The following is a 26965-nucleotide window of genomic DNA, read 5'->3' on the forward strand; positions in this document are numbered from 1 at the left end:
AGCGGTGTTTTTTTTGGCCGTCCGAAAGCGCGTGCGCCGGATGGCAGGGGCCATGGCCCTTCCGGCGGGGATGCGGCACGCTAGGGTGGTTCCTTCGTCCCACTGCCACAGGAATCTCCATGCCGCACCGTCCGCTGTTGCCCCTGCTCGCGCTGTCCCTGGCCATCGGCTCCGCCGTCGCCGTTGCCCAGACGGCACCGATGACGCCCGACATCCCCGCGAAGTTCGACGCCCCGACCACCGCCAACGACTACGTCAAGCGCGTGGTCGAGATCCCCATGCGCGACGGGGTGAAACTGCATACGGTGATCGTCATTCCGAAGAACGCGAAGCACGCGCCGATCCTGCTGACGCGCACGCCGTACAACGCGGATGGCCGCGCGGCCCGCAGCGACTCCCCCACGATGCGCGACCTCCTGCCCCAGGGCGACGAGGTGTTCGTCGACGCCGGCTACATCCGCGTGTTCCAGGACGTGCGCGGCAAGTACGGTTCCGAGGGCGACTACGTCATGACCCGGCCGCTGCGCGGGCCGCTCAACGACACGGCAACGGATCACTCCACCGACGCGTGGGACACGATCGACTGGCTGACGAAGAACCTGCCCGAATCCAACGGCAAGGTCGGCATGATCGGCTCCTCGTACGAGGGTTTCACCGTCGTCATGGCGCTGATCGACCCGCATCCGGCCCTCAAGGTCGCCGCACCGGAGAGCCCGATGGTCGACGGCTGGATGGGCGACGACTGGTTCCATTACGGCGCCTTCCGCCAGACCAACTTCGATTACATCGCCGGCCAGAACGCCAAGCGAGGCAAGGGGGCGGCCATTCCGCGCGCAGGTTACGACGACTACGCGAACTTCCTGCAGGCCGGCTCCGCGGGCGACTATGCCCGGGCCGCGGGCCTCGACCAGCTGCCGTACTGGCGCAAGCTGAGCGAGCACCCGGCTTACGACGCGTACTGGGAGGAGCAGGCGCTCGACCGCGAGATGGCGAAGCATCCCCTGAAGGTGCCCACGATGTGGCTGCAGGGCCTGTGGGACCAGGAAGACATGTGGGGCGCCATCCACAGCTACGCGGCGGTGGAACCGAAGGACAAGGGTAACGACAAGAACTACCTGGTCATGGGCCCGTGGCGCCACAGCCAGGTGAATTATGGAGCGGCCTCGCTCGGTGCCCTGAACTTCGATGGCGACACCGCCCTGCAGTTCCGCCGCGACGTGCTTCTGCCGTTCTTCAATCAATACCTGGTGGACGGCGCGCCGAAGGCGAACACGCCGCCCGTGCTGATCTACGACACCGGCGGCAATCACTGGGACCGCTACAAGTCTTGGCCGCAGGCCAAGGGAAGCCGTCCGCTGTACCTCGGCGCCAACGGAAAGTTGTCGTTTGAGGCCCCCGTCGAGGGGGCCGCCCGATTCGACGAGTACGTCTCGGACCCGGCGAAGCCGGTGCCGTATGTGCCCCGCCCGGTGCACTTCGGCGACCGCCAGTCGTGGACGACCTGGCTGGTGCAGGACCAGCGCTTCGTCGACGGCCGTCCGGACGTCCTTACCTACGTCTCCGAGCCGCTCACGGCGCCGCTGAAGCTGGCGGGCGCGCCGCAGGTGAACCTGTACGCCTCGACGAGCGGCACGGACAGCGACTGGGTGGTGAAGCTGATCGACGTCTATCCGCCTTCGGATGCTTCGGAACCGACGATGGGTGGCTACGAACTCGCGATCTCGATGGACATCTTCCGCGGCCGCTATCGCGAGAGTTTCTCGGCGCCGAAGGCCCTGACGCCGAATACCCCGCTGCAGTACCGTTTCGGCCTGCCCACCGTGAACCATACCTTCGAGCCCGGCCATCGGGTGATGGTGCAGGTGCAGTCGTCGTGGTTCCCGCTGTACGACCGCAACCCGCAGACCTACGTGCCGAACATCTTCTTCGCGAAGCCCGAGGACTACCGGAAGGCGACGCAGCAGGTGTGGCACGCGCCGGGCACGGCCAGCAGCATCGAACTGCCGGTGGTGGAAGCGAAGTAGCGGGCACTGCGTTTGCTCCTGTGGGAGCGGCCTTGGCCGCGATGGGTGCTTGCCGCCAGCACCCATCGCGGCCAAGGCCGCTCCCACACAAGCTCTCCACGCCGCCGCCCCTATCCTCGCGACACACCCCGCGTCGAGGATCACCCCATGGCTCGCCCGATCTGGACCGGAACGCTGTCGTTCGGTCTGCTCAACGTCCCCATTCGCCTGATGTCCGGCGAGCGCCGCAACGACATCCATTTCCGCATGCTCGACCAGCGGAGCAACACGCCCGTGCGCTACGAGCGCGTCAACGCGGAGACGGGGGAAGAGGTGCCCTGGAAGGACATCGTCAAGGCGTTCGAGTACCAGAAGGGCAGCTACGTGGTGCTCGAGGAAGAGGACATCAAGAACGCCGCGAGCGACGCGCACGAGACCGTCGAGATCGACAGCTTCGTCGATGGGGCGGACATCTCGCCGCAGTACTTCGAGAAGCCGTATGTACTGCTTCCGTCGAAGAAGGCGGAGAAGGGCTACGTGCTGCTGCGCGAGACGCTGAAGAAGACCGGAAAGGTCGGCATCGCGCGCGTGGTGATCCGCACGAAGGAATACCTCGCGGCCGTGATGCCGCAGGGCAACGCGCTGCTGCTGAACATCCTGCGTTACCAGTCCGAGGTGGTCGACGCCTCCGATTACGAGTTGCCCGACAAGGCGGCGTCCGACTACCGCATCACGTCGCGCGAGATGGAGATGGCGACGGAACTGATCGAATCGATGTCGGGCAAGTGGAAGCCCGAGAGCTACCATGACGAATTCCGCGCGAAGCTTCGCGCCGCGATCGAGAAGCGGCTCAAGAGCAAAGGCGTCACCACCACGGTGGAGGAAGACGAGCGGACGCCGGAGAACGCGACGACCAACGTCGTCGACTTCATGGCGCTGCTGAAGAAGAGCCTCGGCGCGAAGACGCGCACACCGGCGGCGAAGTCCGCCCCCGCGAAGAAAACGGCGACGAAGAAGACCGCGACGAAAAAGACCGCCGCCAAGAAGGCGCCCGCGAAGAAGACCGCGTCACGCAAGGCGCCCGCGAAGCGCCGGGCGGGCTGAGTCGTGACGGGCCTCGTCGTCGGCGGCGTCACCATCACGCATCCCGAAAGGGAGGTGTTCGGCGACGGCGGCCCGACCAAGGGCGACGTCGCCGCCTATTACGAGGCGGTCGCCGCATGGATGCTTCCGGAGCTGCGCGACAGGCCACTCTCGGTGGTGCGCTGTCCGCAGGGTTCGACCGGGCAGTGCTTTTTCCAGAAGCACCATGCGGACTCGCTCGGGCCGGACGTCAAGGCCGTCACGCTCGACGAGAAGGATGGCGAATCGGCACAGTACATCTACGTCGACGACGTGCGGGGCGTACTCGAGCTGGTGCAGATGAACACGCTCGAGTTCCATCCCTGGGGCGCGCGCGTCGACGATCCCGATAAGCCGGATCGCCTGATCTTCGACCTCGATCCGGCGCAGGGCGTGGCCTGGAAGGCGGTGGTCGCCGGTGCGCGCGAGATTCGCGAGCGGCTGTCCGCCGCGGGGCTGGAGAGTTTCGTGCGCAGCTCGGGCGGCAAGGGGCTGCACGTCGTCGCGCCCTTCCGGCGCGGACCGTCGTGGGCGGCGGTGAAAGCGTTCTGCGAGACGCTGGCGGACGACCTCGTGGCGGAGTCGCCCACGCGCTACATCGCGGAGGCGAGCAAGGCGAAGCGCGAGGGCATGATCTTCATCGACTGGCTGCGCAACACGCGAGGTGCGACGAGCGTGACGGGGTGGTCGCTACGCGCGCGCCCCGGCGCGCCCGTGGCGATGCCGCTGCGCTGGGAGGAGATCGCGCGACTGAAGACGGGCGGCGCGTTCGACCTGAAGAAAGCGCTGAAGCGCGCGAAGACGCTGGAAGCGGATCCATGGGAGGGAATCGGCACGCTGAAGCAGGTGTTGCCGAAAGCGCGCTGAGCGCCCAGCATGAGCGAGCCGGGCTCTGTATTTCGCCGCGCGCTTCCGGCCAGGCACGACACGATGGCCTGTAACTGCTCGATTCGAACGGCACCCGCCCGCCTTGCGAACCAGCCGAACGACGGTACGCTGGGCACCACGCGCAAGCCGGTTCGCCGCCGGCACACCAGGGAGGATGCCATGCGCTATGGAAGCTGCGTCAGATCTTTGTTCGTCGTCGGAGCCGCATTCGGATTGTCCGCGCCTGCATCCCCAGCCGATCTGTTCTGCCCGGACGCCGGAGCGATCACAGAGAAAGAAGCTTCGGATCCAGATCTTCCTGGGATCACTGTCATCGCGTACGGCGCGGAAAACGCCGCCGGAAAATGGGAGGGATCGAACCCGACAGGCAAGCTCGGAGATCGCTATAAGTTGTCGTTCCTGGCGGCCACGATCGATAACGGTACGGTGTACTGCGACTACTACGACAGGTATCGGGTCGGGCAATCCGAAGTGCGCATTTCCCTCGTGTCGACGGAGAAATTTGCGCCGACGAACGCAACCTCATGGGCGATGGTCACAGCGGGTGCGAAGACGGTCGCGTACTGCCACGTGACGGCGCCGAACGAGCATCCGGAGACGCCGAAGGAAGCGGCCACACTCTGTCCGTTCAGGAAGTCCTGAGCAGAAAGCGGGTTTCCAGCCCCGCAAAGGACTCGCATCGAACTGAAGTAGGAGCGCACCTTGTGCGCGACAGCCTTTCGCAGGGCGTAACAGGACCTGTTGCGCCCGTCGATGAGGGCTGTCGCGCGCAGGGCGCGCTCCTACTTCTGCATGCGGCGCAGCGACGCCATCACTTCGTAGCACGCGCCCATGGTGTGGTAGTCCGTCTTGCCGGCGGGGCTCTTCTCGTCGTCGTACTTCGTGTTGTCGCGGTGCAGGATGCGATACCACGCGCCGTACTTATGGTCGACGAAGTGTTCCCAGCTGTACGCCCAGATCTTCTCGTACCACTCGTCGTACTTGGCCTCGCCGGTAGATTCGAACAGCAGCTGCGCGGCGCCGAGCGATTCGGCCTGCACCCAGAAATACTTGTCGTCGTCGCACACGTCGCCCTCGGGCGAGAAGCCGTACGCGATGCCGCCGTATTCCTTGTCCCAGGCCTTGTCGAGGGCCTCGTCGAAGAGGTGCTTCGCCGTCGGCACGAGCCACGCCTTATGCTTCGGCGTGCCCTTGGTGTAGCGCTCGAGCATCATGAGCAGCTTCGCCCACTCGGTCTGGTGGCCGGGCTGGAAGCCCCACGGGCGGAACAGGTGCTTCGGGTTGTCGAGGTTGTATTCCCAGTCGATCGTCCAGTTCTCGTGGTAATGCTCCCACACGAGCTTCTGGGGCGTGAGGCCGGCCTGGCGCTGCGTCATGTTCTCGGCGAGCACGAGCGCGCGGTCGAGGAAGCGGTCGTCCTTCGTGGCTTCCCACGCGGCGATCATCGCCTCGGTCATGTGCATGTTCGCGTTCTGGCCGCGGTAACCGGTGAAGTTCCAGTCCTTGTCGGCCTCGTCGCGGTAGAGGCCGTACGACGGCTCCCAGTAGCGCTTCTCGAGCAGGTCCCAGATCTCGTTCTGCCAGCCCTTGGCTTCGTCGAAACCGACCTTCACGCCGCACGAGTAGGCGAGCAGCATGAACGCCAGGCCGTAGCAGTGGTTCATCTGGTCGTCGCGCTTGCCGTCGGCGATCGTCCACGCGTAGCCGCCCGTTTCGGGGTTCAGGTGAACCTCGCGCAGGTACTTGATGCCGTGCATGGTGAGTTCCTTGTCTTCGGGCTTGCCGAACTCGAGGAACGCCATGGCGTGGTTGAACACGAAGCGCGTGCTGGACACGAGGTGACGGTGGGTGCGGTCGTAGACCGAGCCATCGTCCTTGTAGTACTGGAAGAAGCCGCCGGCCGGATCGACCTCGTTGGGCTTGTAGAACGCCATGGTCTTCGCGACGTGGTCGCGCAGGACGTTCACGTCGTGGAAATCGGGGAGGGGAACGGTCGTCATGCGTGCGTCTCCATGAAGGCCTTGACTTCGGCCTGGTCGGGGATGGCGGTGAACGAGCCCTTGCGCGTGGCCGTGATGGCGCCACAGGCGGCGGCGAAACGGATCAGGTCGACGAGGCGACCTTCGTCCGCGATGAGCGTGTCGAAGCGCGCGGGCGTGACGCCTTCGGCGGAGAGACGCGCGAGCAGGCCGCCCACGAAGGCGTCGCCGGCGGCGGTCGTGTCGACGGCGTCGACGCGATAACCCGCGAGCGTGCCGCGCGCGCCGCGCGAGAACCAGCGCATCGGCTCGGCACCGTCGGTGACGAGCAGAAGGCGGGCGTTGCCCTTCCACAGGCGGTCGAGCACGGCGTCGTCGGAACCCGCGCCCGCGTGGATGAACGCGAATTCCTCGGCGCTCAGCTTGATGACGTCGGCCTCGTGCAGCGTTTCCCACAGACGCGGCAGCGGCGCCTCGTCCTTCGGCCACAGCGCGGGGCGCAGGTTCATGTCGAAGCTGACCAGCGCGCCGGCGGCGCGCGCGCGGCGCATGCCCTCGACCGTGGTTTGCGCGATGGCGGCTTCGGTCAGCGAGTTGGAGCAGACGTGGAAGATCGCCAGGTCGTCGAACGCGGACGCGCGGAAGTGTTCCGGACGGAACAGCAGGTCTGCCGCGGGCGGACGGTAGAAGCTGAAGCTGCGGTCGCCCTTCTCGTCGTGCGCGACGAACGCGAGCGCGGTGCGCGCCTCGTCCGTGCGGGCCACGTCGTCCGTGCCGACACCGAGGTCGGTCAGGCTCTTCAGCAGGAAGTCGCCGAACATGTCGCGTGCGAGCATGCCGGCGAAGCGGGCGTTACCACCCAGGCGGGCCGCGGCGACCGCGACGTTGGCCGGCGCGCCGCCGGCGAAAGGAACGAAGGCGGGAGGCTGACCGGCGCCGCCCTGGGGCTGTGCGTGGAAATCGATCAGCGCCTCGCCGAAGCAGAGGATGGAAGACATGCGTACGGCCTGTCCTTGGGGGCGAGGTGGATGGGGAAACGCGACGGCCGGCCTTGCCGGCCGGCCGTCGAGAGGACGAGGTCAGCGCGTGGCGACCGGGAGGTTGCGGATCTTCGAGCCGCTGATGCCGTAGAACACGATGTAGGCGTAGCAGATCAGCGGGATGAAGAACGCGTGCTGCAGGCCGATGCCGTCGGCGATGATGCCCTGGATCCAGGGGATCAGCGCGCCGCCGACGATGGCCATGATGAGCAGGGACGAGGCCTTGCCGGTCAGCGGACCCATGCGCTCGATGCCCAGCGAGAAGATCGTCGGGAACATGATCGAGTTGAACAGGCCGATGACGACGATGCTGTACACCGCGACGGTGCCGGTCGTGACCATCGTGGTGATGACCAGCAGCATGTTGATCAGCGCGAACACGGCCAGCAGCTTGCGCGGCGAGAACTTGGCGAGCAGGGCGGAGCCGATGAAGCGGCCCACCATCGCGCCGCCCCAGTAGAACGCCACGTGGCTGGCGGCGACTTCACCCGACATGTTGCCGATCTCGGGCAGCTGCAGGTAGTTGATCATGAAGCTGCCGATCGACACTTCGCCGCCGACGTAGAAGAAGATGCCGAGCACGCCGAAGAACACGTGCGGGGTCTTCAGGGCGTCCATCAGCGAGTGATGGCTGTCGTCGGCCTTCTCGGTAGTCTCTTCGAGCGCTGGCAGGTTGAACAGGTACACGCCGATGGCGAGCAGCACGAGCACGATGGCCAGGCCGATGTACGGACCCTGCACCGAAGCGGCTTCGTGCGCGCGGTAGGTGACCTGTTCGGCCGCCGAGAGCTTCTCGACGTCGGCGCTCGACTTCACGGCGTTGGACAGGATCAGGACGCCGCCGAAGAACGGGGCGAGGAACGTGCCGAACGAGTTCAGCGCCTGGGCGAGGGTGAGGCGGCTGGACGCCGTCTTCTCGGGACCCAGCAGGGCGACGTACGGGTTGGCGGCGACCTGCAGCACGGTGATGCCCGTGGCCAGGATGAACAGCGCGCCGAGGAAGAAGGCGTACACGCGCAGACCCGCCGCCGGCCAGAACAGGGCGGCGCCGATGCCCGTGACGATGAGGCCGAGGACGATGCCCTTCTTGTAGCCCACGGCGGCGACGATCTTGCCCGCCGGCAGCGACATGATGAAGTAGGCGCCGAAGAAGGTGAGCTGGATGAGCAGCGCCTGCGCGTAGTTGAGCTCGAAAACCGCCTTCAGGTGGGGAATCAGGATGTCATTGAGACACGTGATGAATCCCCACATGAAGAAGATCGTCGACATGACGCCGAGCGCGAGGGGAAAGTAGGTGTAGCGGTTGTCGCCCGCGTTCGTCGAGGACGAGCTGGGCGATGGCGTATATCCGGTGGCCATGGGTTGCTCCAAGTGTCGGTTCAGGGGGAGGACGGCGGGCAGCTGCTTTCGCGGACGACGAGCCGAACCGGCGCGATCGTATAGGCAGTGTCCGTGTCGGGATTGGAAAGTCTGTCGAGGATCAGTTCGGCGCTGCGCCGTCCGAGTCCACGCGGATCCACCGCGATGGTGGTCAGGGGCGGCACGCACACCGAGGCTTCGGCGACGTCGTCGAAGCCGGTCAGGGCGAAATCCTCACCCGGGCGGCGGCCCCGCTTGGTCAGGCCAAGCATAAGCCCGAGCGCCACCGCGTCGTTGTAACAAACCGCCGCCGTCGGGGCCGGGTCGCGGGCGAACAGCGCGCCCGTCTGGCGCGCGGCCTCCAGGCGCGTCGGCGCGCTCTCGACGAGCCAGGCGGGATCCACGGGCAGGCCGGCGTCGCGCATCGCGCCCGCGTAACCGCGGCGGCGCTGCTCCACCGAACTGGACTCCCGGTGGCCGCCGAAGAACGCGATGCGCTGGTGGCCGAGTGCGATGAGATGTTCCGTAGCCAGCCTGGCGCCGTGCTCGTTGTCCATCTCGAGAGTGTCCCAACGATGGGTGCCGTCGTCGTCGGGCAGTTCGCGGTTGAACACGAGCAGGGGCGTGTGCATGCCGACCGCGGTCAGCACCTGCTCGCCTTCGCTGCCTTCGGCGGGGGAGAGGATGATGCCGGCGGGGCCGTGCTCGATCAGGGAATTGAGCACGGCCTGCTGGCGGGCCGGGGACTCGCCGGTATTGCCCAGCAGGGTGACGTAGCCGGCCCGGGCCAGGGCCTCGTCGGCGCCGGCCGCGAATTCCGCGAAGAAAGGGTTGCCCAGGTCGTTGATGACCAGGCCGATGCTGGAGGACGTCCGCCGGCGCAGGTTCGCGGCCGCGCGGTTATAAACGTATCCCTGGCGCTTCAGTTCGGCCTCTACCCGGGCACGGGTGGCGGAGTTCACCAGCGGGCTGCCTCGCAGCACCAGCGAGACCGTCGCCCGCGATACGTCGCAACCCTGGGCGATATCGGCCAGGGTCACCTTGCGGCGCTGCGGGGTAGTCCTCGGCATCTGAACTCCTTCAAACGATCTAAACCGGGCGATCATCGCGCGGCGGGCTTTGGGATGCATCACGCACTGCAACATGCGCGATGGCGCTATCTTTGCTACGTTCGACCTGTTTGTCACGATCCAAATGCTCGTGACCGCCCGAAACGTGCTGACCTGAGGGGATCCACCGATGTCGAGAACCACCCGCCTCCGTCGCGGCCTGCTGGCCACCGCCCTGACCCTCGCCCTGCCGGCCCTGGCCCTGGCGGCCTCCAGCGACAAGGGCGGCGCCTACGCGGCGGTCGACCCGATGATCGGCACGGGCGGTGACGGGCATACGTTCCCCGGCGCCACGGTGCCCTTCGGCATGGTGCAACTGTCGCCGGACACGGCCATGCCGGACGTCAAGCACGGGTACAAGTGGGCCGCCGGCTACCAGTACGGCGACTCGAGCCTGCTCGGTTTCTCCCATACGCACTTCTCCGGCAGTGGCCATTCCGACCTGGGCGACGTGCTCGTCATGCCGATCGCCGGCGACGTGAAGCTGGACCCCGGTTCCCCCGACCAGCCCGGTAGCGGCTATCGCTCGCGGTTCGACCACAAGACCGAGAAGGCCGAGGCAGGTTACTACGCCGTCACGCTGGCCGACTACGACGTGCGGGCGGAGCTGACCGCGGGCACCCGCGTGGGCTGGCATCGTTACACCTTCCCGAAGGGCAAGCCGGCGCACCTCCTGCTCGACCTGCGTCCCAGCATCTACGACTACGACGGCAAGGTGCTGTGGTCCACGCTTCGCGTCCGCGAGGACGGCACCGTGACCGGCGGCCGCACCACGCGCGGCTGGGCGCCGGGCCGCCAGCTCTACTTCGCCATGCGCTTCAACCAGCCGCTGGCCTCGCGCAGCCTGAAGAACCGCGAGGAGAAGATCCCGTACCGCGGCTTCTCCGGCCCGGGCAACCGCGCCGAGGACACCGACGGCATCAGCGGGCGCGCGCTGGAAGGCGTGTTCGACTTCGGCGACCTCGCCAAGCCGCTCGTGGTCAAGGTCGCGATCTCGACCGTGAGCGAGGACAACGCGATCGCCAACCTCGACAAGGACGGCGCAGGCTTCGATTTCGATGCCCGCCGCGCCGAGGCCCGCCAGGCCTGGGAGAAGAACCTCTCGGTGGTCGACGTGCAGGCCCCCGCGCAGACGCGCAAGACCTTCTACACCGCGCTCTACCACGCGATGCTCTCGCCGACCCTGTCGATGGACGTCAACGGCCAGTACCGCGGCCCGGACAACCAGGTGCACACGGCCAAGGGCTTCGATTTCTATTCCACGTGGTCGCTGTGGGACGTCTACCGCGCCCAGCAGCCGCTCATGACCCTGCTCGAGCCGCAGAAGAGCAACGACTTCGTCAGCTCGCTGATCGCCGCCCAGCAGGCCAGCCCGTTCGGCATCCTGCCGATCTGGGCCTATGGCGGCATGGAAACCTGGTGCATGGTCGGCTACCACGCCGTGCCGGTGATCGCCGATGCCTATATGAAGGGCATTCGCGGCTACGACGCCGAGGCCGCGCTGAACGCGATGGTCAAGAGCGCCACCTATGGGCCGTACGGCGGCCTCGACGACTACATGAAGCTCGGCTACGTCGCGATCGACCGCACGCCGGAAGCGGCCTCCAAAACCGTCGAATACGCCTTCGACGACTGGTCGCTGGCGCAGATGGCCAAGGCCATGGGCAAGGACGATGTGGCCGCCACCTTCATGAAGCGCGCGGGCTACTGGAAGAACAGCTTCGACACGAAGACAGGCTTCCTCCGCGCCCGCAAGAGCGACGGCAGCTACCGCGAACCGTTCGATCCGTCGTCGGCGGCGTACGGCAGCGATTACACCGAAGGCAACGCGTGGCAGTACTCCTGGTACGTGCCGCAGGACGTCGCCGGCCTGATCGAGGCGCTGGGCGGTAAGGACGCCTTCGTGAAGAAGCTCGATTCCGTGTTCGACGCCAAGGTCGATCCGAAGTCGTTCGCGCACGTGGAGGACATCACCGGCCTGATCGGCTGGTACGCGCACGGCAACGAGCCGAGCCACCAGGTGGCCTACATGTACGACTATGCCGGCCAGCCCTGGAAGGCGCAGGAGCGCCTCAAGCACATCATGGAGACCCAGTACACGCCGACGCCGACGGGCCTGGTGGGCAACGACGATCTCGGCCAGATGTCGGCCTGGTACATCTTCACCTCCCTGGGCTTCTACCCGGTGGCGCCGGGCAGCAACCAGTACGTGATCGGCCGGCCGTTCGTGGAGAAGGCCACCCTGAACCTCGCCGGCGGCAAGCGTTTCACGGTCTCGGCCGACCACCTCGACGCGAAGCACCCGTACGTCGGCAAGGTCACCCTCAACGGCAAGCCGCTGGACCGCACCTTCATCCGTCACGAGGAAATCGTGGCCGGCGGCGAACTGCGTTTCTCCATGCAGGAGGCGCCGAACAAGGAGTGGGGCACCGGCAACAGCGCGGCGCCGTACTCGATGAGCGACAAGGCGAACTGAGGCGCTCCTTGCCGTCACGGGTCCTTCACGCCCGTTTCGGCATTAAGCACGCCTCCAATCGGACGGGTACGCCGCTCATCTACCTGGAAACAGGTGGAAAAGCGGCGTACCCGTCGTCGTGTCCGAGGTACGTGCCATGAAATTCCAGCGCTGTGCGGCGCTTCACGTTTACAATGAATGTCCTTACAGGGCAGGAATCGTCGCGGGGATGGCCAGGGCATGATCGAACGCATCGGATTGCGCTGGCGACTCGTCGGCCTGCTGGCCGCCGTGCTCGTGATCGTGGCCCTGCCGTACATCGTCACCCGTTCGGCGGCCGAGGATGCCCTCGACTCGCGCGACTGGGTGACCCACACCTCCGAGGTGAAGGCGAGCGTGTATCGCGTGGCGGCCTCCCTCCGCAGCAGCGAAGCGGCGGTCTACGCGCGCATCGCCGGCGCGCCCGACGACCCCGATCTCGACCAGCGTGCACACGCGCCGCGACAGGTCGTTCCCGGGCTGGTGGCGTCGCTCCGCGAGATGACGCGCGACAACCCCGAGCAGATCGCGCGTATCGGTGCGCTCGAATCCATCGCCAGCGGCCGCATGGCGCTGACCGACCAGGCGCTGCAGCGACTGAAGGCTGGTGACAAGAACGGCGCCTTCGCCTCCATGGAGGACGCGCGCCAGCTGTTCCCGGTGCGCGAGCAGATCAAGGAGATCGTGGACGAGGAGACCGGGCTGCTCGAGGCCCGCCGCGCCAGGGCGTCGAGCCTCGCCACCAACAACCGCCTGGTGCTGCTGGTGTCGGCGCTCGCGCAGATCGCGCTGCTCGGCATCGTGGTGGTGGTCTCCGAACGACAGATCGCGATCCGCCTGCGGGCCGAATCGCGCGTGGCCGAAGCCGTGCAGCGATCCCAGCTGATCGTGCAGGCGGTGCGCGAGCCGATCGCGATGCTGGACAAGAACCTGCGCACGCTGCTCGCCAATGCCGCGTTCGCGGAGCTCTACGGCTTCGACCAGGAGCGCGACCAGCGCGTGCCGCTCGACCAGATCGGCGACGGCGCGTGGAAGGATTCGGCGCTGCTCCAGCGACTGGTCGACGTGGTGGCGCGCGATCGCGAGCTATGGGACTACGAGCTCACGCAGCGCACCATGGACGGCGTGGACCGCTTCGTGGTCATCAACGCCCGGCGCATCGAGCAGCCGGACAGCGACGATCCGGCGTTGCTGCTCACGGTGAGCGACATCACCGCGCGCGCGCTCGTCGAGCAGAAGGTCAACGAGCTCAACCGCCAGCTCGAAGGCAAGGTCGAGCAGATTTCCGACGTGAACCGCGAGCTGGAGGCCTTCAGCTACTCCGTATCGCACGATCTTCGCGCCCCGCTGCGTCACATCTCCGGTTTCGCCGGCAAGCTGGAGTCGCAGCTCGGCGACAAGGCCGACGACCGCGTGCGCCACTACATCGACGTGATCAGCAGCTCGTCGCGCCGCATGGCGCAGCTGATCGACGACCTCCTCGTGTTCTCGCGCCTCGGCCGCGGCGCGCTGCGCCTGCAGCCGGTCGACATGCAGTCGCTGGTGGAGGAGGCCCGGGCCCTGGTTGAGTCCGACACCGGTGGCCGCCATATCGAGTGGAAGGTCTCGCCGCTGCCCATCGTGATCGGCGACGAGAACATGCTTCGCACCGTGTGGCAGAACCTGCTCGGCAACGCGGTGAAGTACACCTCCAGCCGCGATCGCGCGCTGATCGAGGTGGAGCTCGCGCGTACCCCGGCGGGCGACTACGAGTTCTCCGTCCGCGACAACGGCGCGGGCTTCGACATGCAGTACGCGGGCAAGCTGTTCGGTGTGTTCCAGCGGCTGCACCGTGCCTCCGAGTTCCCCGGCAACGGCATCGGCCTTGCCAACGTAAGACGTATCATCGCTCGCCATGGAGGGCGTACCTGGGCCGAAGGCGAAACCGGCGTCGGCGCCACCTTCCACTTTTCATTACCGGCCTCGGACGTTCCGGGCGCCAGATTGGGTGATTCATGAACCAGCGCGACCTGCGCACGATCCTCCTCGTCGAAGACTCGATGGCCGACGCCGAAATGGCCATCGACGCGCTGCGCGAGGCCAACCTGGCCAACCCGGTGGTACACGTCGAAGACGGTGTCGACTGCCTCGACTGGCTGCACCGCCGCGGTGCCTACGCGGACCGCACCGAGGGCGACCCGGCCGTGATCCTGCTCGACATCAAGATGCCGCGCATGGACGGCCTCGAGGTGCTCAAGCAACTGCGCTCCGAGGACAAGTGGAAGCGTCTTCCGGTGGTCATCCTGTCGTCCTCGCGCGAGGAGAGCGACCTGGCACGCAGCTGGGACCTCGGCGTCAACGCCTATGTGCTGAAGCCCGTCGACGTGCAGCAGTTCTTCACCGCGGTGCAGACCCTCGGTCATTTCTGGGCGGTGCTCAACCAGCGCCCGGACGGCGAATAACCCGGAGCGACGTCGGAACATGGCTGGGATGGGCGGGCAAGGCCAGAAAGTCAGGATCCTCCAGGTCGAGGACAATCCGCTCGACGCCGAGCTCGTGCTCGGCGAGCTGGAAGACGACGGCATCGACTTCGAAGTGAGGCTCGTGGAAGACGAGGCGGCCTACGCCGCCGCGCTCGACGAGTTCGAACCCGACATCGTGCTGTCCGACCTCAGCCTGCCGGCCTTCAGCGGCGAGCGTGCGCTGCAGGTACTGCGCGAGCGCCGGTCCGATATCCCGTTCATCTTCATCTCGGCCACGCTGGGCGAAGAGGCCGCGATCGAAGCGCTGCGCAACGGCGCCACCGATTACATCCTCAAGCAGAACACCGCCCGCCTCGCGAGCGCGGTGCGCCGCGCGCTCCGCGAAGCCGACGAGCAACGTGCCCGCCAGCGCGCCGAGCAGGAACTCATCCGTGCCCAGCGTTTCGAGAGCCTCGCGTTGCTTGCCGGTGGACTCAGCCACGACCTGCGCAACCTGCTGCAACCGCTGTTGCTCGCGGGCGACACGCTCGAAGACTACGCGGACGATCCGCGCCTCTCGCGCCTGGGCGCGCTCGTGCGCGACTGCGGCCGCCGCGGCCTGGAAATGGTCTCGTCGATGCTCTCGTTCGCGCGTGGCGCCCGCCGCGCGGAGCAGGTGAAGCTCGGCGCGCTGCTCGAGGCGCTCAACCTGCTCCTGCAAGGCAGCGTTCCGCGCACGGTGCGCATGGAAGTCGACGTCATCGATCCCGACGTGGCGTTCGAAGGCAACCACACCGAGCTGCAGCAGTGCCTGCTGAACCTCAGCCTCAATGCCATGCAGGCGATGCCGGACGGCGGCGTGCTGCGCATCGAGACGGATGTCGTCACGCTCGCCGACGATTTCTTCGCCGACGGCGAGGCCTCGGCGGCTGGCCGCTACATTCGCCTGTCGGTCATCGACACGGGGCAGGGCATGCCGCCGGACGTGCTGCAGCGCCTCTTCGAACCGTTCTTCACCACGAAGGAAGCCGGCACCGGCCTCGGCCTGCTCTCGTGCAAGCGCATCGTCGCCAGCCATGACGGACTCATGCGTGTGCGCAGCGCGGTGGGCGAGGGCACGGCATTCCACCTCTACCTGCCGTTGAAAGCGGAGGAGGGCGAGCACCTCGACCCGCAGGTGATGGATGCGAGCCTGCAGGGCGAAGCCGAGCGCGTGCTCGTCGTCGTCGAGGAGGCGGTGCAACTGTCGCTGCTGGTCGACACGCTCGATGCGTACGGCTATCAGGCCGGCGCGAGCCAGAGCGGCACGGCAGCGCTGCAATGGATCGAAGCGCACGGCGTACCCGACCTCGTCGTCATGGACGCCGACATGAATCTGTTCACCGGCGTGCGCACGCTGGCCGCGCTGCTCGAGCATGGTTACAGCCGCGCGGTGCTGCTGCTGGCGCGCCCCGACGCGCCGCCGAACTTCGACGAACTGCCGCAGCTGGATCACCTCTACGTGATCGACAAGCCGGTGCAGTCGCGCGTGCTGCTGCGCAAAGTGCGCGAGGCCCTGGAAGCGAGCGACGTTCCGAAAGCCTGAGGCGTCCCAGGGGCCGTGCCCTCGCACGGCCACAGAAAGTCGCGATTTTCCGATTTCTTCCATAGCCCGTTCGACGATGCCCATTTAGCGTTGCGTTTTCGCAACGGAGCATCGTCATGGATCTCGACATCACCGAGCGCTGGCATCGTCGCCTCGTCTTCGCCTGCCTGTTCGTGCTCGCCACGCTCATGCATCTCCTCGTCGCACTGCTCACGCTCGGCGCACGCACATCGTGCGCGTGGCCGCCGTGTCACGACTCATGGATGTTCCGCGCGTGGTCGTGGTTGTGGAGCGCGCCGATCTTCGTCACACCGTGGGCACGCCTGCCGATCGAGGAGATCGAGTTCGCATGGACGCCGGGGCTGGTGGCTCTGATGGTTCTCAATTCGGTAACGGCAGTCGCGCTGTTGCTCGCGAGTGCGTGCCTGGCCCGGCGTGCCGTTACGACCGTCAGGCGTCGACGCCTCGCAAAGCTCCATGCGGCGTAGCGTTGAATGTCAGATGCGAGGCGAATGGCCGAAATACATCCAGCCTTCGAACGTGAGGCTGGCGCACCAGGTGGCATGGGGGTAGGGAAATACGTAGCTGTGCTGCGGGAAGTCCACGATGTGCGGCATGTGAGGCATGACATCGCGAAGCGTTCCGGTGACGGCGAACGCGATCGGGCCATCGCCTACGACGGCCACAACTTCGTCCATGTCCGAAGCCGACACCGAGCTGCCGATGAACTTCGTGAACACGTTCGCCGCGTCTGGTAGGCCTAATTCGCCACCCTCGATCGCATCCCGGACCCGTCTCCAGTCGAGACGATTCGAAGCAAACGGGAATGCGGCCTCGAGGGCGAGAAGATAGGGGCTGGCATCGTCGACGATGCGAAGGGCCTCGGTGTTGATCGCCGCGTCGAGGCTAACGATGAGCTCTTTTTCAAGCGCGTTATACGACATCAGCGATTCAAACCATCGGTCAGCGATTCCACAGAGCCTGCGTTTCCTTCAAAGAGAAAGTGTTCCTTCTCCTTGCCAGCAAAGGTATTGATATGGGCGACGCTTCGACCATCGTACTCGATGTGGCCACTTAGTGCGCACTTCGGAGGGTAGAGTTATTGCAGTAGAGGCGAAGGCCGGAAATGCAACTCGGTCAGCTCTTCAGTGTTTGAAGGACTCGCGCCTGGCATCTGAAGGAGGGCGAATCGTTGGCGAAAATGCTCCTGTTGACCTGCGTGGCCAGCTCGTCAGAATTGAGGAAATTGAAAGGAAATACCCATTGTGATGACAAATCGCGCCGTACAACGCACCCTGTTGCAGCTGGTGGCTGAAGGTCTGCGGCCCTTCGGCTTCAAGCCGGTGCTCTCGCAGCAAGTCTTCCGGCGGAAAACAGCTCGCGGATGGATTGGCCTGCACTTGGCGTTTATCAATCACGACTCGGATTTCGATGTCACGCTCGATGCGGGCGTGAGATTCGACGCCGTGCAGGATGCCCTGCTCGGAATCGATCGCGAGAGCAAGCAGTCGGCGACGGTAGGTTGTGAGTATGGTCGGCTTACGGGGCAAGGGCAGTTTCGCTGGTCGGTAAGGCAGGTCGGTGATCTCGATGGCGTCGTCGAAGGCCTTCGCGTCGCCAGCGCAACGACGATGATCCCGTTTCTCGAGCGGTATTCCGACATGCCTCGCACGTTGGAAGCGCTGGCGCGGGATGACGAAACGAGTCATTTGCTCTCGCCGATCGATGAGCACCGAAAGCGCATCATTGAGTTCATGCGAACTTGTTGACGGAACTCTGAAGTGGCATGTCCGTGGTGGCTGTAGGGCTTCGCCGGGGGACTTTGGCACTCTCAAGGGTTGACGTAGTCAGCTGGGTTCGAGCGGCGGGTTACATGGATGAGCGAGTGCGTACGCCCTGGCGAACTATGAGCGTATTCAAGGATGCCTCGAAGAAGGATATTGAGAAGTGACATCGACGTACGTACCCCGGAGTGACCTCGAGGCTAGTTTGCTGCGTGGAGACGGCGAGCCCTTGGTCGAAAAGCTCGAACAACTTGTTTCTTGCGGAAAAGCCAGTCTGAACGAGCAACTCTTGCTCGGAATACTTTTGCTTTTCCCGCCGTACGTCGATCCCGAAGGGGCTGTGTCGGTTCTTCGCAATCTGCTTGACGGAGAGCGGGGCTTTGACGCGGCTATCTGGATCGCTTTGACCTGGAAGAGCCAGATGCCGGTGGGCGACAGAGCGTTCGTTGGAATACTGGAAGCCCATGAACGATCACCGGTTGCTCACCACCTGCTTAGTGCGGTCGCATGGTCCGACGGCAATACTGAGTTGGCGCTGCACCATAATCGTATCTCGCGAAAGATCGAACTCTTTCCTTTCAATATCATGCGAGCTCTCAAAATCGACTCCTCGATCAATGCCGAGGAGCAGGCGTATCTGCACAAGGTATTCAAGGATCTGGTGGTGACCCGACATGCGGAACTCGACGAGCCAGTCTGCACGGTCGAGGGTATGATCTCCCGGTACAAGGACAACCAGATCTTCGGATATCGCCTGACATCCATGTTCTGGGAATATGCATTTCCAGATTCCTGAAAGGTCGCGCTGGCCGTTGACGCTATATGGCAAGTTCCGGCCTGAAGCATGCGACTCACGAACGATGGATCCGCGGAAGGAAAACGGAGATGAGTAGCGACCTCGGGACCCTGGGCGAACTGCGCAAGGCGCTACAGGCGATTTGCGGTTCGGATATGCCGTCGCTGGCCGATGTTCGTCGAATCGTCAATCTTCGACATCGGTCTGCCCGCCCGGACGATCCGGCGTTCTTTGCGTTCCGGGCGGCCGCGTCGGAGCTGGATACCGTTCCGGAGAACGCAGTTCGGCACCGCTTCCATGAAGCGATGCTGGCGCGGGAAGATCGTAAGTGCGAGACGTATATGCGTGCTGCGTCCGACGAGTTGAGGCGCAGTGCAGCGACGTTGCTTTCGTGCGACTGGCTCGGTAGCTCACCGGGGCGTTGAGCCGCCAGGCTGCCGCCCGGTTCCATTGCGACGCTTCGCGAGTACCCTTCGCGCGCCAGTGCGCTTCCCACACCGCATTGCTCAGATGATTGCCGCGGAGACGTGGGCGCTTACGCGGATCGCCGATGCGATCGGCTCCCACCCTTCGGTGGGGAGTCGTCGACGGGCGAACCTCGCACCGGTCAGCAGCGATCGTTATGCGCTTCCATTCGCTTGTGGCGTATCCGGTTGAACGGTCGGCCGAATCGCTGCGGCGCACGCTCGACCATGGCGCCCGATCCGGCGCTACCATCGGTGCATCGTCGGTCGCAAGGAAGCGAACATGAAGAAGGGCAAGTCTTTCCGCTCCGGGGCGGCGTCGGAAGCTCGCGCCGCCGGCCATATCGAACAACAGTTCGTCATGCCGGTTCCCAACTCCAGGGCCATGAGGAACGCTCCGGTCGTGTGCTCGTCGGCCGACGGTCGGCTGTACGTGGCCGACGCCGAGGCGTCCGAGCGAACGGCGGTCTATGTCGCACGCATGAAGACCGATGGATCACTGGATCCGTCGTTTGGATCGTTCGACGGGCTGGCGATCGTGTCTCTCGACATCTCCGGGGGCGGAGTGACGGCGCTCTTGCCAACGAGCGATGGTGGGGTCATCGCCGTGGTGCGGGCAGGCACGAATATCGATCTGAGTATCGGGTTGGTCCGCTTCCGGTCGGACGGCGCGCTCGATCCGACCTTCGGCCAGGGCGGGAAGATCGTTCATCGTATCCCTCCGCCCGCCGCGCGGGATGGCGAGAAGGTGGCGGCTGGCCCGGTTTCTGCCAAAGTCGCGTCATACAACCAGGGGTTTTATTGTCTGATTGCTTCGGACGGGCCCTTCTACGCCGTGATCCGTTGCACGGCCGACGGCCAGCTGGATACGGCCTTCGCCGGAATGGGTTATCTGACGAACGGTGCATTCTTCAGTGACGAATGGGGTGCGTACGACATGGTGGTCGCTCCCGATGGAAGGGTAACGCTGGTCGGGCAGCACAACGATCACGCCGCACCGGTCCGCATCGTTTTCTGGCGCCTCCTGGCGGACGGCCAGCCAGACATCACTTTCGGAGAGGCCGGATACGCGTATTTCGGCGCCGCCGATATCGATATCGGTGGCGACGCGCTGGAGAGGGCGGTACTCGTGAGCCTCGAACGGCTTGGCGATGGCGGTCTTCTGGCTGGAGGGTATGTGCGACGGACGCGGGGCGGGAGCGCGTCCTACAGATCCGGGCTTCTGCTTCGTCTGGATTCGGCCGGTCGTCCTTCGCCCGACTTCAACAACGGGCGATGGAAGGTCGTGACGGACCGGAATGACGCCACCGCCGATCTCGCTTTCGGACGCGTGGCCGTCGATCTGGATGGGAGGTTGTATGCGGGTGGCGCCGTTGCCCGACCGGCTTCAGGCAGCGAGTTATGGTTGGGCCGTTTTCAGGAGGATGGGGCTCTGGATCCAGGGTTCGCCAACGACGGCATCGTGACGTTCAAGGGCGGCGAGTCACACCTGAACTACATGACGCATCTTTCCATCGATGTCGCAGGGAAGGTCCTTTGCGGATCGGCTGGCGGCCCGGACCATCACGTCAGCTCGATGAGGGCGTTCGTGTCCGTGATCGGTAGCTGAGGACGTCGCTCCTGATGCTCGTGGGCGCCGCCGGAGCACCCACGAGCCATCGAGCTCGTCGGGCAATCCGTCGCGAGCACCCTTCGCGCGCTAGCGCGCTTCCCACAGTGGCGTGGCTTCGATCACTGCACAGGCGTCGATCAATCGATGCCGAGCTTCTTCAGCTTGTAGCGCAGCGCGCGGAAGGTGATGCCGAGTTTCTTGGCGGTCGCGGTCTTGTTGTAGCGGGACTCTTCGAGGGCCTTGATGATCGTGTCGCGTTCGATGTTGGAGATGTAATCCTCCAGCGAGCCGTCGGTGGCGGCGACGCGCGCGGCTTGCGGCGCCTGCGCCGTGGCTTCGGCGAGAACCGGCTGTGCCGGTGCGCTCGTGGTGGCCGGTGCGCGCTGCGGCAGCATCAGGTCGTCGGCTTCGATGGTGTCGCCTTCGCACATCGCCATCGCGCGTTCGAGGATATTCTCCAGCTCGCGCACGTTGCCTGGGAAGTGGTAGGCCTCGAGCGCCGCGAGGGCTTCGGGCTTGAGCTTGCCGGGCGCGCCGCCGGATTCGGTCGCGAGCTGGCGCAGCACGAATTCCGCCAGGCGGGGCACGTCGCCGCGGCGTTCGCGCAGGGGCGGCACGCGCAGTTCGATGACGTTGATGCGGTAGAAGAGGTCCTGGCGGAAAAGACCCTGCTCGACGAGCGCGGCGAGGTTCTTGTGCGTGGCGGACAGGATGCGCACGTCGACCGGGATTTCGTCGCGGCCGCCGATGGGGCGCACGGCCTTTTCCTGGATGGCGCGCAGCAGCTTCACCTGCATGTGCAGGGGAAGCTCGGCGACTTCGTCGAGGAAGAGCGTGCCGCCCTGCGCCGCCTGAAAGAGGCCTTCCTTGTCGGCGTGGGCGCCGGTGAAGCTGCCCTTGCGGTGGCCGAAGAACTCGCTTTCCATCAACTCGGACGGGATGGCGCCGCAGTTGACCGGCACGAAGGCGCCGGCCGAACGGGGACCCAGTTCGTGGATCAGGCGCGCGACCAGCTCCTTGCCGACACCGGATTCGCCGGCGATGTAGACCGGCGCCTGGTTGCGGGCGAGCTTGGCGATCTTGCCGCGGACTTCGGTCATCGCCGGGGAGTCGCCGATGAGACGGTCGGCGCCGGGCGAAACCTTGGCTCCGGCATCGGCCTTGCGTTCCTCGGACAGGCGCAGCGCCGTGCGCACGAGGCGGCGCAGCAGGTGGATGTCCACCGGCTTGGAGACGAAGTCGAAGGCGCCGGCCTTCAGCGCGTTCACCGCCGCGTCGACGTTGCCGTACGCGGTGATCATCGCCACGGGCATGTCCGGGAAATTCGACGCGATGAGCTCGATGATCTCCTGGCCGCTGCCATCGGGCAGGCGCATGTCGGTGAAGCACAGGTCGTATCGCCGTGCCGCCAGTGCGCTCCGCGCTTCGTTGACGCTCCCCACGGCGTCGACGTCGAGTTCCATTCGACCGAGTGTGATGGTCAGCAACTCGCGGATGTCCCGCTCGTCGTCGATGACCAGAACGGTCTGCTTGCTCATTGGGTCCGAGAGGTTCGGTGAAGGGTCCAAATGTACCCGCCCGGGGGGCGGACGCATAGGGCGGCCGTCACGCGCTGGCCGCCACGGGTGCCGACGCGGCGGTGCGCGCGGGCGGCGTCAGGCTGATGCGGAAGCAGCTGCCGCCGCCCGCCACGCGCACGTATTCGAGCGCAGCCTGGTTCGCCTCGGCCATCTGGCGGGCGAGGTAGAGGCCCAGTCCCGTGCCGTATTCGTGCGTGGTGAAGAAGGGCTCGAAGATCTGCGCGGCCACCTTCGGCGGGATGCCGGGGCCGCGGTCGATCACTTCGAGGATGGGAATGCCGGCATCCGAATGCCGCGCCACCAGCATCACGCGGGCCGGCTCGCCGGGCAGGCGGCCGTAGCGCAGGGCGTTCTGCACGAGGTTCCAGATCACCTGCTGCAGGTGTTGCGGATCGGCGACGGCGGCGACCGGCTCGCTGCCGGACACGGCCCGGAGGATGTCCGCGCCGAGGTCGTTGCCCTGGCGGTATTCGGTGACGAAGTGATGCACCCAGCGGCCGAGGTCGAGGGTCTCCGGTCGCGAGCGTTCGCGGCGCGAGAGCTGCAGGATGTTCTCGATGATCTCGTTGAGGCGCGAGCAGTGGTTGTTGATGATCTCGACCATGCGCAGGTCGGCGTCGTTGAGGTCGGTCGACTCCGCCAGCAGCTGCGCCGAGTAATGGATCGCCGCCAGCGGATTGCGGATTTCGTGGGCGATCGAGGCGGAAAGCCGTCCCAGCGAACTCAGCGTGAGCTCCTCCGCGCGTCGCGAGACGAGCGACGTGTCGTCGAGGAAGATCAGTACGTGGGAATCGTCGTTCGGCGCGAGGCGCGAGAAGCGCGGCACCACTTCGGGCGTGCCGTCGGCCAGCATCGTGGCGCTCTCGTCGAGCTTGCCCGAGGTGCGCCAGTGGTACAGGCGCCGCGACAGCTCGGGCGCGAGCGTGCCGAGGTCGCGCTGGTCGGCGGACGGGTTGCCCATCAGCATCCACGCGGACTCGTTGAGCTGGTGGATGCGGTTGCCTTCGTCCACCAGCAGCACGCCCGTCTTCATGCGGCGGATGATCAGTTCGTTGACCTGCGACAGGTTGGCCAGGTCGATGCCGCGCTGCTCCGCCAGGGCCTCCGAGGCGCGGATGTTGCGGCCGAGGACATAGCAGAGCGAGGCGCAGGCGAAGTACGCCGCGCCGAAGAGGCCGTACTCGGCGTATTCGCGGTCGGAGGTGCCCGAGTCCACGAAGTCGAAGACGGAGTGGCCCAGCATGCCCAGCGTGGCGAGCGCGGCGAAGAACATCGACAGCCGGAACGGCAGCAGCAGGGCGCCCGTGGCGATGTTGACGGCGAGCATCATCGCCACGCCCATCCGCACGTCGTGCATGAGGACCAGCGCGCAAAGCGCGGCGAGGATGTCGAGGGTCAGTCCGACCGAGACCGTGAGCACCGGCCGGTGCAGCGTCTGCCGGGTGCGGGCCACCATCACCAGGGCCGCCAGCAGGTAGGCCATCGCGAAGAGGCGGGCGATCAGCGGCTCGGGGAGGGCGGGCCACTCCATGTGGCCGGGGCGGAAGGCCAGCGCGGTGTAGACGGCGGCCTGGCCCAGCCGGAAGTAATTGAAAAAGAAGAGTTCGTGGCGGGGCGCCCCCTGGCGCGCGCTGGCTCGTGCCGTCATCGTCGTCGCGGGCGTGGACACCTTGCTGCTTCTCCGCCGATGGCCCCCCGAGGGCCGTGGATGACCGCCAGTATAGGGGGCCTTGGCACCCCGGCAAGCCGTCCGGGCGACGCTCCCGGCCCGTCCCTCCGCGGCCCGATGCGGCACCGCCCCTTTCCATCCGGGGCGCCTTCCGGGAAAATACGCGGCCGTATTGCGTGAATCGCGCGCATTCGACCGTTTCCCCCTCCCCGTGCAGGCCTCACGGCCGGCACGCTTTCACACGCTTCTCCCGTTCGCTCGAGGTATCGAATGAATTTCCACGAGTACCAGGCTAAAGAACTGTTCGCGAAGTACGGCATCGCCGTGCCGCCGGGCAAGGTTGCCAACTCTCCCGACGCCGCCGTCGACGCCGCCAAGCACCTGGGCGGTACGCAGTGGATGGTCAAGGCCCAGATCCATGCCGGTGGCCGCGGCAAGGCCGGTGGCGTCAAGTTCTGCCGCAGCCTCGACGACGTCCGCGCCGCCGCCAAGGGCATGCTCGGCACGAACATGGAAACCTACCAGTCGGCCGGCCGCGCGCTGCCCGTGAACCTGGTCCTTGTCACCGACGCGACCGACATCGCGAAGGAACTGTATCTCTCGATCCTCACCGATCGCGACACCAAGTCGATCTCGTTCATCGCCTCGAAGCACGGCGGCGTCGACATCGAGCAGGTCGCGCACGACACGCCGGAAGACATCCACACGATCGTCGTGGATTACGTCGAAGGCCTGCAGCCGTACCAGTGCCGCGACCTCGGGTTCAAGATGGACCTGAATCCGAAGCAGGTCGGCCAGCTCGTCAAGATCATGCTGGGCCTGTACAAGCTCTTCAACGAGAAGGACCTCTCGCTGGTCGAGCTGAACCCGCTCGCGATCCTCGAAGACGGCAACCTCGCCGCCCTCGACGGCAAGGTGAACTCCGACGACAACGCCGAGTTCCGTCACGCCGACCTGGCCGCCATGCGCGACCTCACGCAGGAAGACGCCGCCGAAGCGGCCGCCGTCCAGCACAACCTCAACTACGTCACGATGGACGGCACGATCGGCTGCATGGTCAACGGTGCCGGTCTCGCGATGGCGACGATGGACGTGATCAAGCTGGCGGGCGGCGAGCCGGCCAACTTCCTCGACGTCGGCGGCGGCGCCACCAAGGAGCGCGTCACCGAGGCGTTCAAGCTCATCCTCTCGTCCGACAAGGTCAAGGCCATCCTGGTCAACATCTTCGGCGGCATCGTGCGTTGCGACCTGATCGCCGAAGGCATCATCGCGGCCGTGAAGGAAGTGGGCCTGAAGATTCCGGTGGTGGTGCGCCTGCAGGGCACCAATGTCGAGAAGGGCCGCGAACTGCTGGCCAACTCGGGCCTGGCGATCACGCCGGCCGACGATCTGAACGACGCGGCCCAGAAAGCCGTGGCTGCCGCGGGCTGAGGAGCGAAGCAACATGAGCGTCCTGATCAACAAGAACACCAAGGTCCTCGTCCAGGGCTTCACCGGACAGCAGGGTACCTTCCACGCCGAGCAGGCGATCGATTACGGCACCCAGATCGTCGGTGGCGTGACCCCGGGCAAGGGCGGCACCGAGCACATCGGCAAGCCGGTCTTCAACACGGTGCGTGACGCGGTCGACCAGACCGGCGCCGACGCCTCGGTCATCTTCGTGCCGCCGCCGTTCGCGGCCGACTCGATCCTCGAAGCCATCGACGGTGGCATCAAGGTCATCGTCGCGATCACGGAAGGCATCCCCGTGCTCGACATGATGCGCGTGAAGAACGTGCTGAAGTCGCACCCGGACGTCGTCCTGGTCGGTCCGAACTGCCCCGGCGTCATCACCCCGGGCGAGTGCAAGATCGGCATCATGCCGGGCCACATCCACAAGCCGGGCAAGGTCGGCATCGTTTCGCGCTCGGGCACGCTCACGTATGAAGCGGTGTTCCAGACCACGAACGAAGGCCTCGGCCAGTCCACCTGCATCGGCATCGGTGGCGACCCGATCAACGGCCTGAACTTCATCGACTGCCTGAAGCTCTTCCAGGACGATCCGCAGACCGAGGGCATCATCATGGTCGGCGAGATCGGCGGCAGCGCCGAGGAAGACGCGGCCGAGTTCATCTCGCAGTACGTCAAGAAGCCGGTGGTGTCGTTCATCGCCGGTGCGTCGGCCCCTCCGGGCAAGCGCATGGGCCACGCCGGCGCCATCATCTCGGGCGGCAAGGGCACGGCGGAAGCCAAGTTCGCCGCGCTGGAGAAGGCGGGCGTGACCACGGTCAAGTCCCCGGCCGACCTCGGCAAGACCCTCGCCGGCCTGATGAAGTAATCGCGCTTCCCGCTTCGGCGGGGCGTGTGCGACACGAAAAAGCCGCGGCCTCCGGGTCGCGGCTTTTTTCTTTTCCGCGCATGTCGATTCGGGGCGAGCTCGTTCGTCGTGGACAATGAGGGCTCCTCCTCGCTGAAGGAACATCCCATGTCCGGCACCGTCCGCCTGCTCCGCGTCTTCACCGCCCCCGCCGAGCGCGTCTACCGCGCCTTCCTCGATCCGGCCGCGAACGCCAAGTGGCTGCCGCCGGATGGCTTCACCTGCACCGTGCACGAACTGGACGCGAAGGTCGGCGGCAGGTACCGCATGACCTTCACCAACTTCTCGACGGGCGGCGGCCACAGCTTCGGCGGCACGTACCTCGAACTCGTGCCCAACGAGCGCATCGTGCACGACGACCGCTTCGACGATCCGAACCTGCCGGGCACGATGAAGACGACCATCACGTTGCGCGCGGTGTCGTGCGGCACGGAAATCGACATCGTGCAGGAGGGCATCCCCGACATGATCCCGCCCGAGCAGTGCTATCTCGGCTGGCAGGAATCGCTGACGCTGCTGGAGCGGTTGGTGGAGGTGACGATTCCGGAGTAGGGCACAGTCCGGCACGGTTCGGAGAGCGTCGCCAAGAACCGCGGCCCGGGCCGCCGTTCTTCCTACACACCGAAACCGTGCCTTTTCAGAATCGTCGTGTTCTCACGTGGCGATGCGCCACCCAGACTCCTT

The 26965-nt window shown here is 65.8% G+C and carries 23 protein-coding genes; 16 read left to right on the forward strand and 7 right to left on the reverse strand.

Going from position 1 to position 26965, the window contains the following annotated elements; genetic code table 11:
• Nucleotides 1–119: 119 nt before the first annotated feature.
• The 4 genes from BMY69_RS17345 (at nucleotide 120) to BMY69_RS19440 (ending at nucleotide 4655) form a co-directional block, all read left to right on the forward strand.
• On the forward strand, nucleotides 120–2024 hold the full coding sequence (locus BMY69_RS17345) for a CocE/NonD family hydrolase (RefSeq protein WP_090180658.1): 1905 nt from the start codon (nucleotides 120–122) through the stop codon (nucleotides 2022–2024).
• Nucleotides 2025–2171: 147 nt separating this feature from the next.
• Complete coding sequence (locus BMY69_RS17350) at nucleotides 2172–3107, forward strand: non-homologous end joining protein Ku (RefSeq protein WP_090180661.1); 936 nt, start codon at nucleotides 2172–2174, stop codon at nucleotides 3105–3107.
• Between the two features lie 3 nt (nucleotides 3108–3110).
• Nucleotides 3111–3992 carry a non-homologous end-joining DNA ligase gene (gene ligD / locus BMY69_RS17355; RefSeq protein WP_090180664.1) on the forward strand — a complete coding sequence of 294 codons (882 nt, stop codon included), beginning with the start codon at nucleotides 3111–3113 and terminating at the stop codon, nucleotides 3990–3992.
• Nucleotides 3993–4001: 9 nt separating this feature from the next.
• Nucleotides 4002–4655 carry a hypothetical protein gene (locus BMY69_RS19440; protein ID WP_143070509.1) on the forward strand — a complete coding sequence of 218 codons (654 nt, stop codon included), beginning with the start codon at nucleotides 4002–4004 and terminating at the stop codon, nucleotides 4653–4655.
• Nucleotides 4656–4795: 140 nt separating this feature from the next.
• Here the strand turns inward: BMY69_RS19440 and BMY69_RS17365 are convergent, their stop codons facing one another.
• The 4 genes from BMY69_RS17365 to BMY69_RS17380 all read right to left on the reverse strand — a co-directional run bounded on the left by BMY69_RS17365 (nucleotide 4796) and on the right by BMY69_RS17380 (nucleotide 9461).
• A complete protein-coding gene (locus tag BMY69_RS17365; protein ID WP_090180669.1) occupies nucleotides 4796–6013 on the reverse strand; it encodes an AGE family epimerase/isomerase in 1218 nt (405 codons plus the stop codon).
• On the reverse strand, nucleotides 6010–6990 hold the full coding sequence (locus tag BMY69_RS17370) for a carbohydrate kinase family protein (RefSeq protein ID WP_090055259.1): 981 nt from the start codon (nucleotides 6988–6990) through the stop codon (nucleotides 6010–6012). The genes BMY69_RS17365 and BMY69_RS17370 overlap by 4 nt, the downstream gene beginning before the upstream one ends.
• Before the next feature lie 81 nt (nucleotides 6991–7071).
• On the reverse strand, nucleotides 7072–8301 hold the full coding sequence (gene fucP / locus BMY69_RS17375; protein ID WP_254779286.1) for an L-fucose:H+ symporter permease: 1230 nt from the start codon (nucleotides 8299–8301) through the stop codon (nucleotides 7072–7074).
• Nucleotides 8302–8411: 110 nt separating this feature from the next.
• Complete coding sequence (locus tag BMY69_RS17380) at nucleotides 8412–9461, reverse strand: LacI family DNA-binding transcriptional regulator (RefSeq protein ID WP_090055256.1); 1050 nt, start codon at nucleotides 9459–9461, stop codon at nucleotides 8412–8414.
• Nucleotides 9462–9630: 169 nt separating this feature from the next.
• Here BMY69_RS17380 and BMY69_RS17385 point away from each other — a divergent pair, with 169 nt between their 5' ends.
• From BMY69_RS17385 to BMY69_RS17405, 5 genes are all read left to right on the forward strand, one after another.
• Nucleotides 9631–11976, forward strand: a complete 2346-nt coding sequence (locus BMY69_RS17385) for a GH92 family glycosyl hydrolase (RefSeq protein WP_090180672.1) — start codon at nucleotides 9631–9633, stop codon at nucleotides 11974–11976.
• Nucleotides 11977–12195: 219 nt separating this feature from the next.
• A complete protein-coding gene (locus BMY69_RS17390) occupies nucleotides 12196–13992 on the forward strand; it encodes a sensor histidine kinase (RefSeq protein ID WP_090180675.1) in 1797 nt (598 codons plus the stop codon).
• The gene (locus tag BMY69_RS17395) at nucleotides 13989–14435 is read left to right on the forward strand and encodes a response regulator (protein WP_090055250.1); all 447 of its coding nucleotides are present in this window, start codon (nucleotides 13989–13991) and stop codon (nucleotides 14433–14435) included. The genes BMY69_RS17390 and BMY69_RS17395 overlap by 4 nt, the downstream gene beginning before the upstream one ends.
• A 19-nt stretch (nucleotides 14436–14454) precedes the next feature.
• On the forward strand, nucleotides 14455–16020 hold the full coding sequence (locus tag BMY69_RS17400) for a response regulator (protein WP_255364599.1): 1566 nt from the start codon (nucleotides 14455–14457) through the stop codon (nucleotides 16018–16020).
• Between the two features lie 116 nt (nucleotides 16021–16136).
• On the forward strand, nucleotides 16137–16508 hold the full coding sequence (locus BMY69_RS17405) for a hypothetical protein (protein WP_090180681.1): 372 nt from the start codon (nucleotides 16137–16139) through the stop codon (nucleotides 16506–16508).
• A 9-nt stretch (nucleotides 16509–16517) separates the two neighbouring features.
• Here BMY69_RS17405 and BMY69_RS17410 read toward each other — a convergent pair whose 3' ends face one another.
• Nucleotides 16518–16964, reverse strand: a complete 447-nt coding sequence (locus BMY69_RS17410) for a hypothetical protein (protein WP_090180683.1) — start codon at nucleotides 16962–16964, stop codon at nucleotides 16518–16520.
• A 324-nt stretch (nucleotides 16965–17288) separates the two neighbouring features.
• Here BMY69_RS17410 and BMY69_RS17415 point away from each other — a divergent pair, with 324 nt between their 5' ends.
• The 4 genes from BMY69_RS17415 (at nucleotide 17289) to BMY69_RS17430 (ending at nucleotide 20673) form a co-directional block, all read left to right on the forward strand.
• Nucleotides 17289–17789, forward strand: a complete 501-nt coding sequence (locus BMY69_RS17415) for a hypothetical protein (RefSeq protein WP_090180686.1) — start codon at nucleotides 17289–17291, stop codon at nucleotides 17787–17789.
• A gap of 178 nt (nucleotides 17790–17967) precedes the next feature.
• On the forward strand, nucleotides 17968–18600 hold the full coding sequence (locus BMY69_RS17420; RefSeq protein WP_090180689.1) for a hypothetical protein: 633 nt from the start codon (nucleotides 17968–17970) through the stop codon (nucleotides 18598–18600).
• A gap of 89 nt (nucleotides 18601–18689) precedes the next feature.
• Nucleotides 18690–19025 (forward strand): hypothetical protein, encoded by a 336-nt coding sequence (locus tag BMY69_RS17425; RefSeq protein ID WP_090180691.1) that lies wholly within the window; start codon nucleotides 18690–18692, stop codon nucleotides 19023–19025.
• Nucleotides 19026–19347: 322 nt separating this feature from the next.
• Nucleotides 19348–20673 carry an NHL repeat-containing protein gene (locus BMY69_RS17430; RefSeq protein ID WP_090180694.1) on the forward strand — a complete coding sequence of 442 codons (1326 nt, stop codon included), beginning with the start codon at nucleotides 19348–19350 and terminating at the stop codon, nucleotides 20671–20673.
• A 140-nt stretch (nucleotides 20674–20813) separates the two neighbouring features.
• On the opposite strand, the gene BMY69_RS17435 is transcribed toward BMY69_RS17430, so the two are convergent.
• Both BMY69_RS17435 and BMY69_RS17440 read right to left on the reverse strand, forming a co-directional pair.
• A complete protein-coding gene (locus tag BMY69_RS17435; RefSeq protein WP_090180696.1) occupies nucleotides 20814–22214 on the reverse strand; it encodes a sigma-54-dependent transcriptional regulator in 1401 nt (466 codons plus the stop codon).
• A gap of 67 nt (nucleotides 22215–22281) precedes the next feature.
• Entirely contained in the window at nucleotides 22282–23904 is a 1623-nt protein-coding gene (locus tag BMY69_RS17440; RefSeq protein ID WP_090055240.1) for a sensor histidine kinase, read from the reverse strand.
• A gap of 291 nt (nucleotides 23905–24195) precedes the next feature.
• Here BMY69_RS17440 and sucC point away from each other — a divergent pair, with 291 nt between their 5' ends.
• From sucC to BMY69_RS17455, 3 genes are all read left to right on the forward strand, one after another.
• A complete protein-coding gene (gene sucC, locus BMY69_RS17445; protein WP_090055239.1) occupies nucleotides 24196–25356 on the forward strand; it encodes an ADP-forming succinate--CoA ligase subunit beta in 1161 nt (386 codons plus the stop codon).
• Nucleotides 25357–25369: 13 nt separating this feature from the next.
• Entirely contained in the window at nucleotides 25370–26242 is an 873-nt protein-coding gene (sucD, locus tag BMY69_RS17450) for a succinate--CoA ligase subunit alpha (protein ID WP_090055237.1), read from the forward strand.
• Nucleotides 26243–26389: 147 nt separating this feature from the next.
• The gene (locus BMY69_RS17455) at nucleotides 26390–26833 is read left to right on the forward strand and encodes an SRPBCC family protein (RefSeq protein WP_090180698.1); all 444 of its coding nucleotides are present in this window, start codon (nucleotides 26390–26392) and stop codon (nucleotides 26831–26833) included.
• Nucleotides 26834–26965: the final 132 nt, after the last annotated feature.

The sequence above is a fragment of the Luteibacter sp. UNC138MFCol5.1 genome, assembly GCF_900110505.1.
GTDB lineage: Bacteria > Pseudomonadota > Gammaproteobacteria > Xanthomonadales > Rhodanobacteraceae > Luteibacter.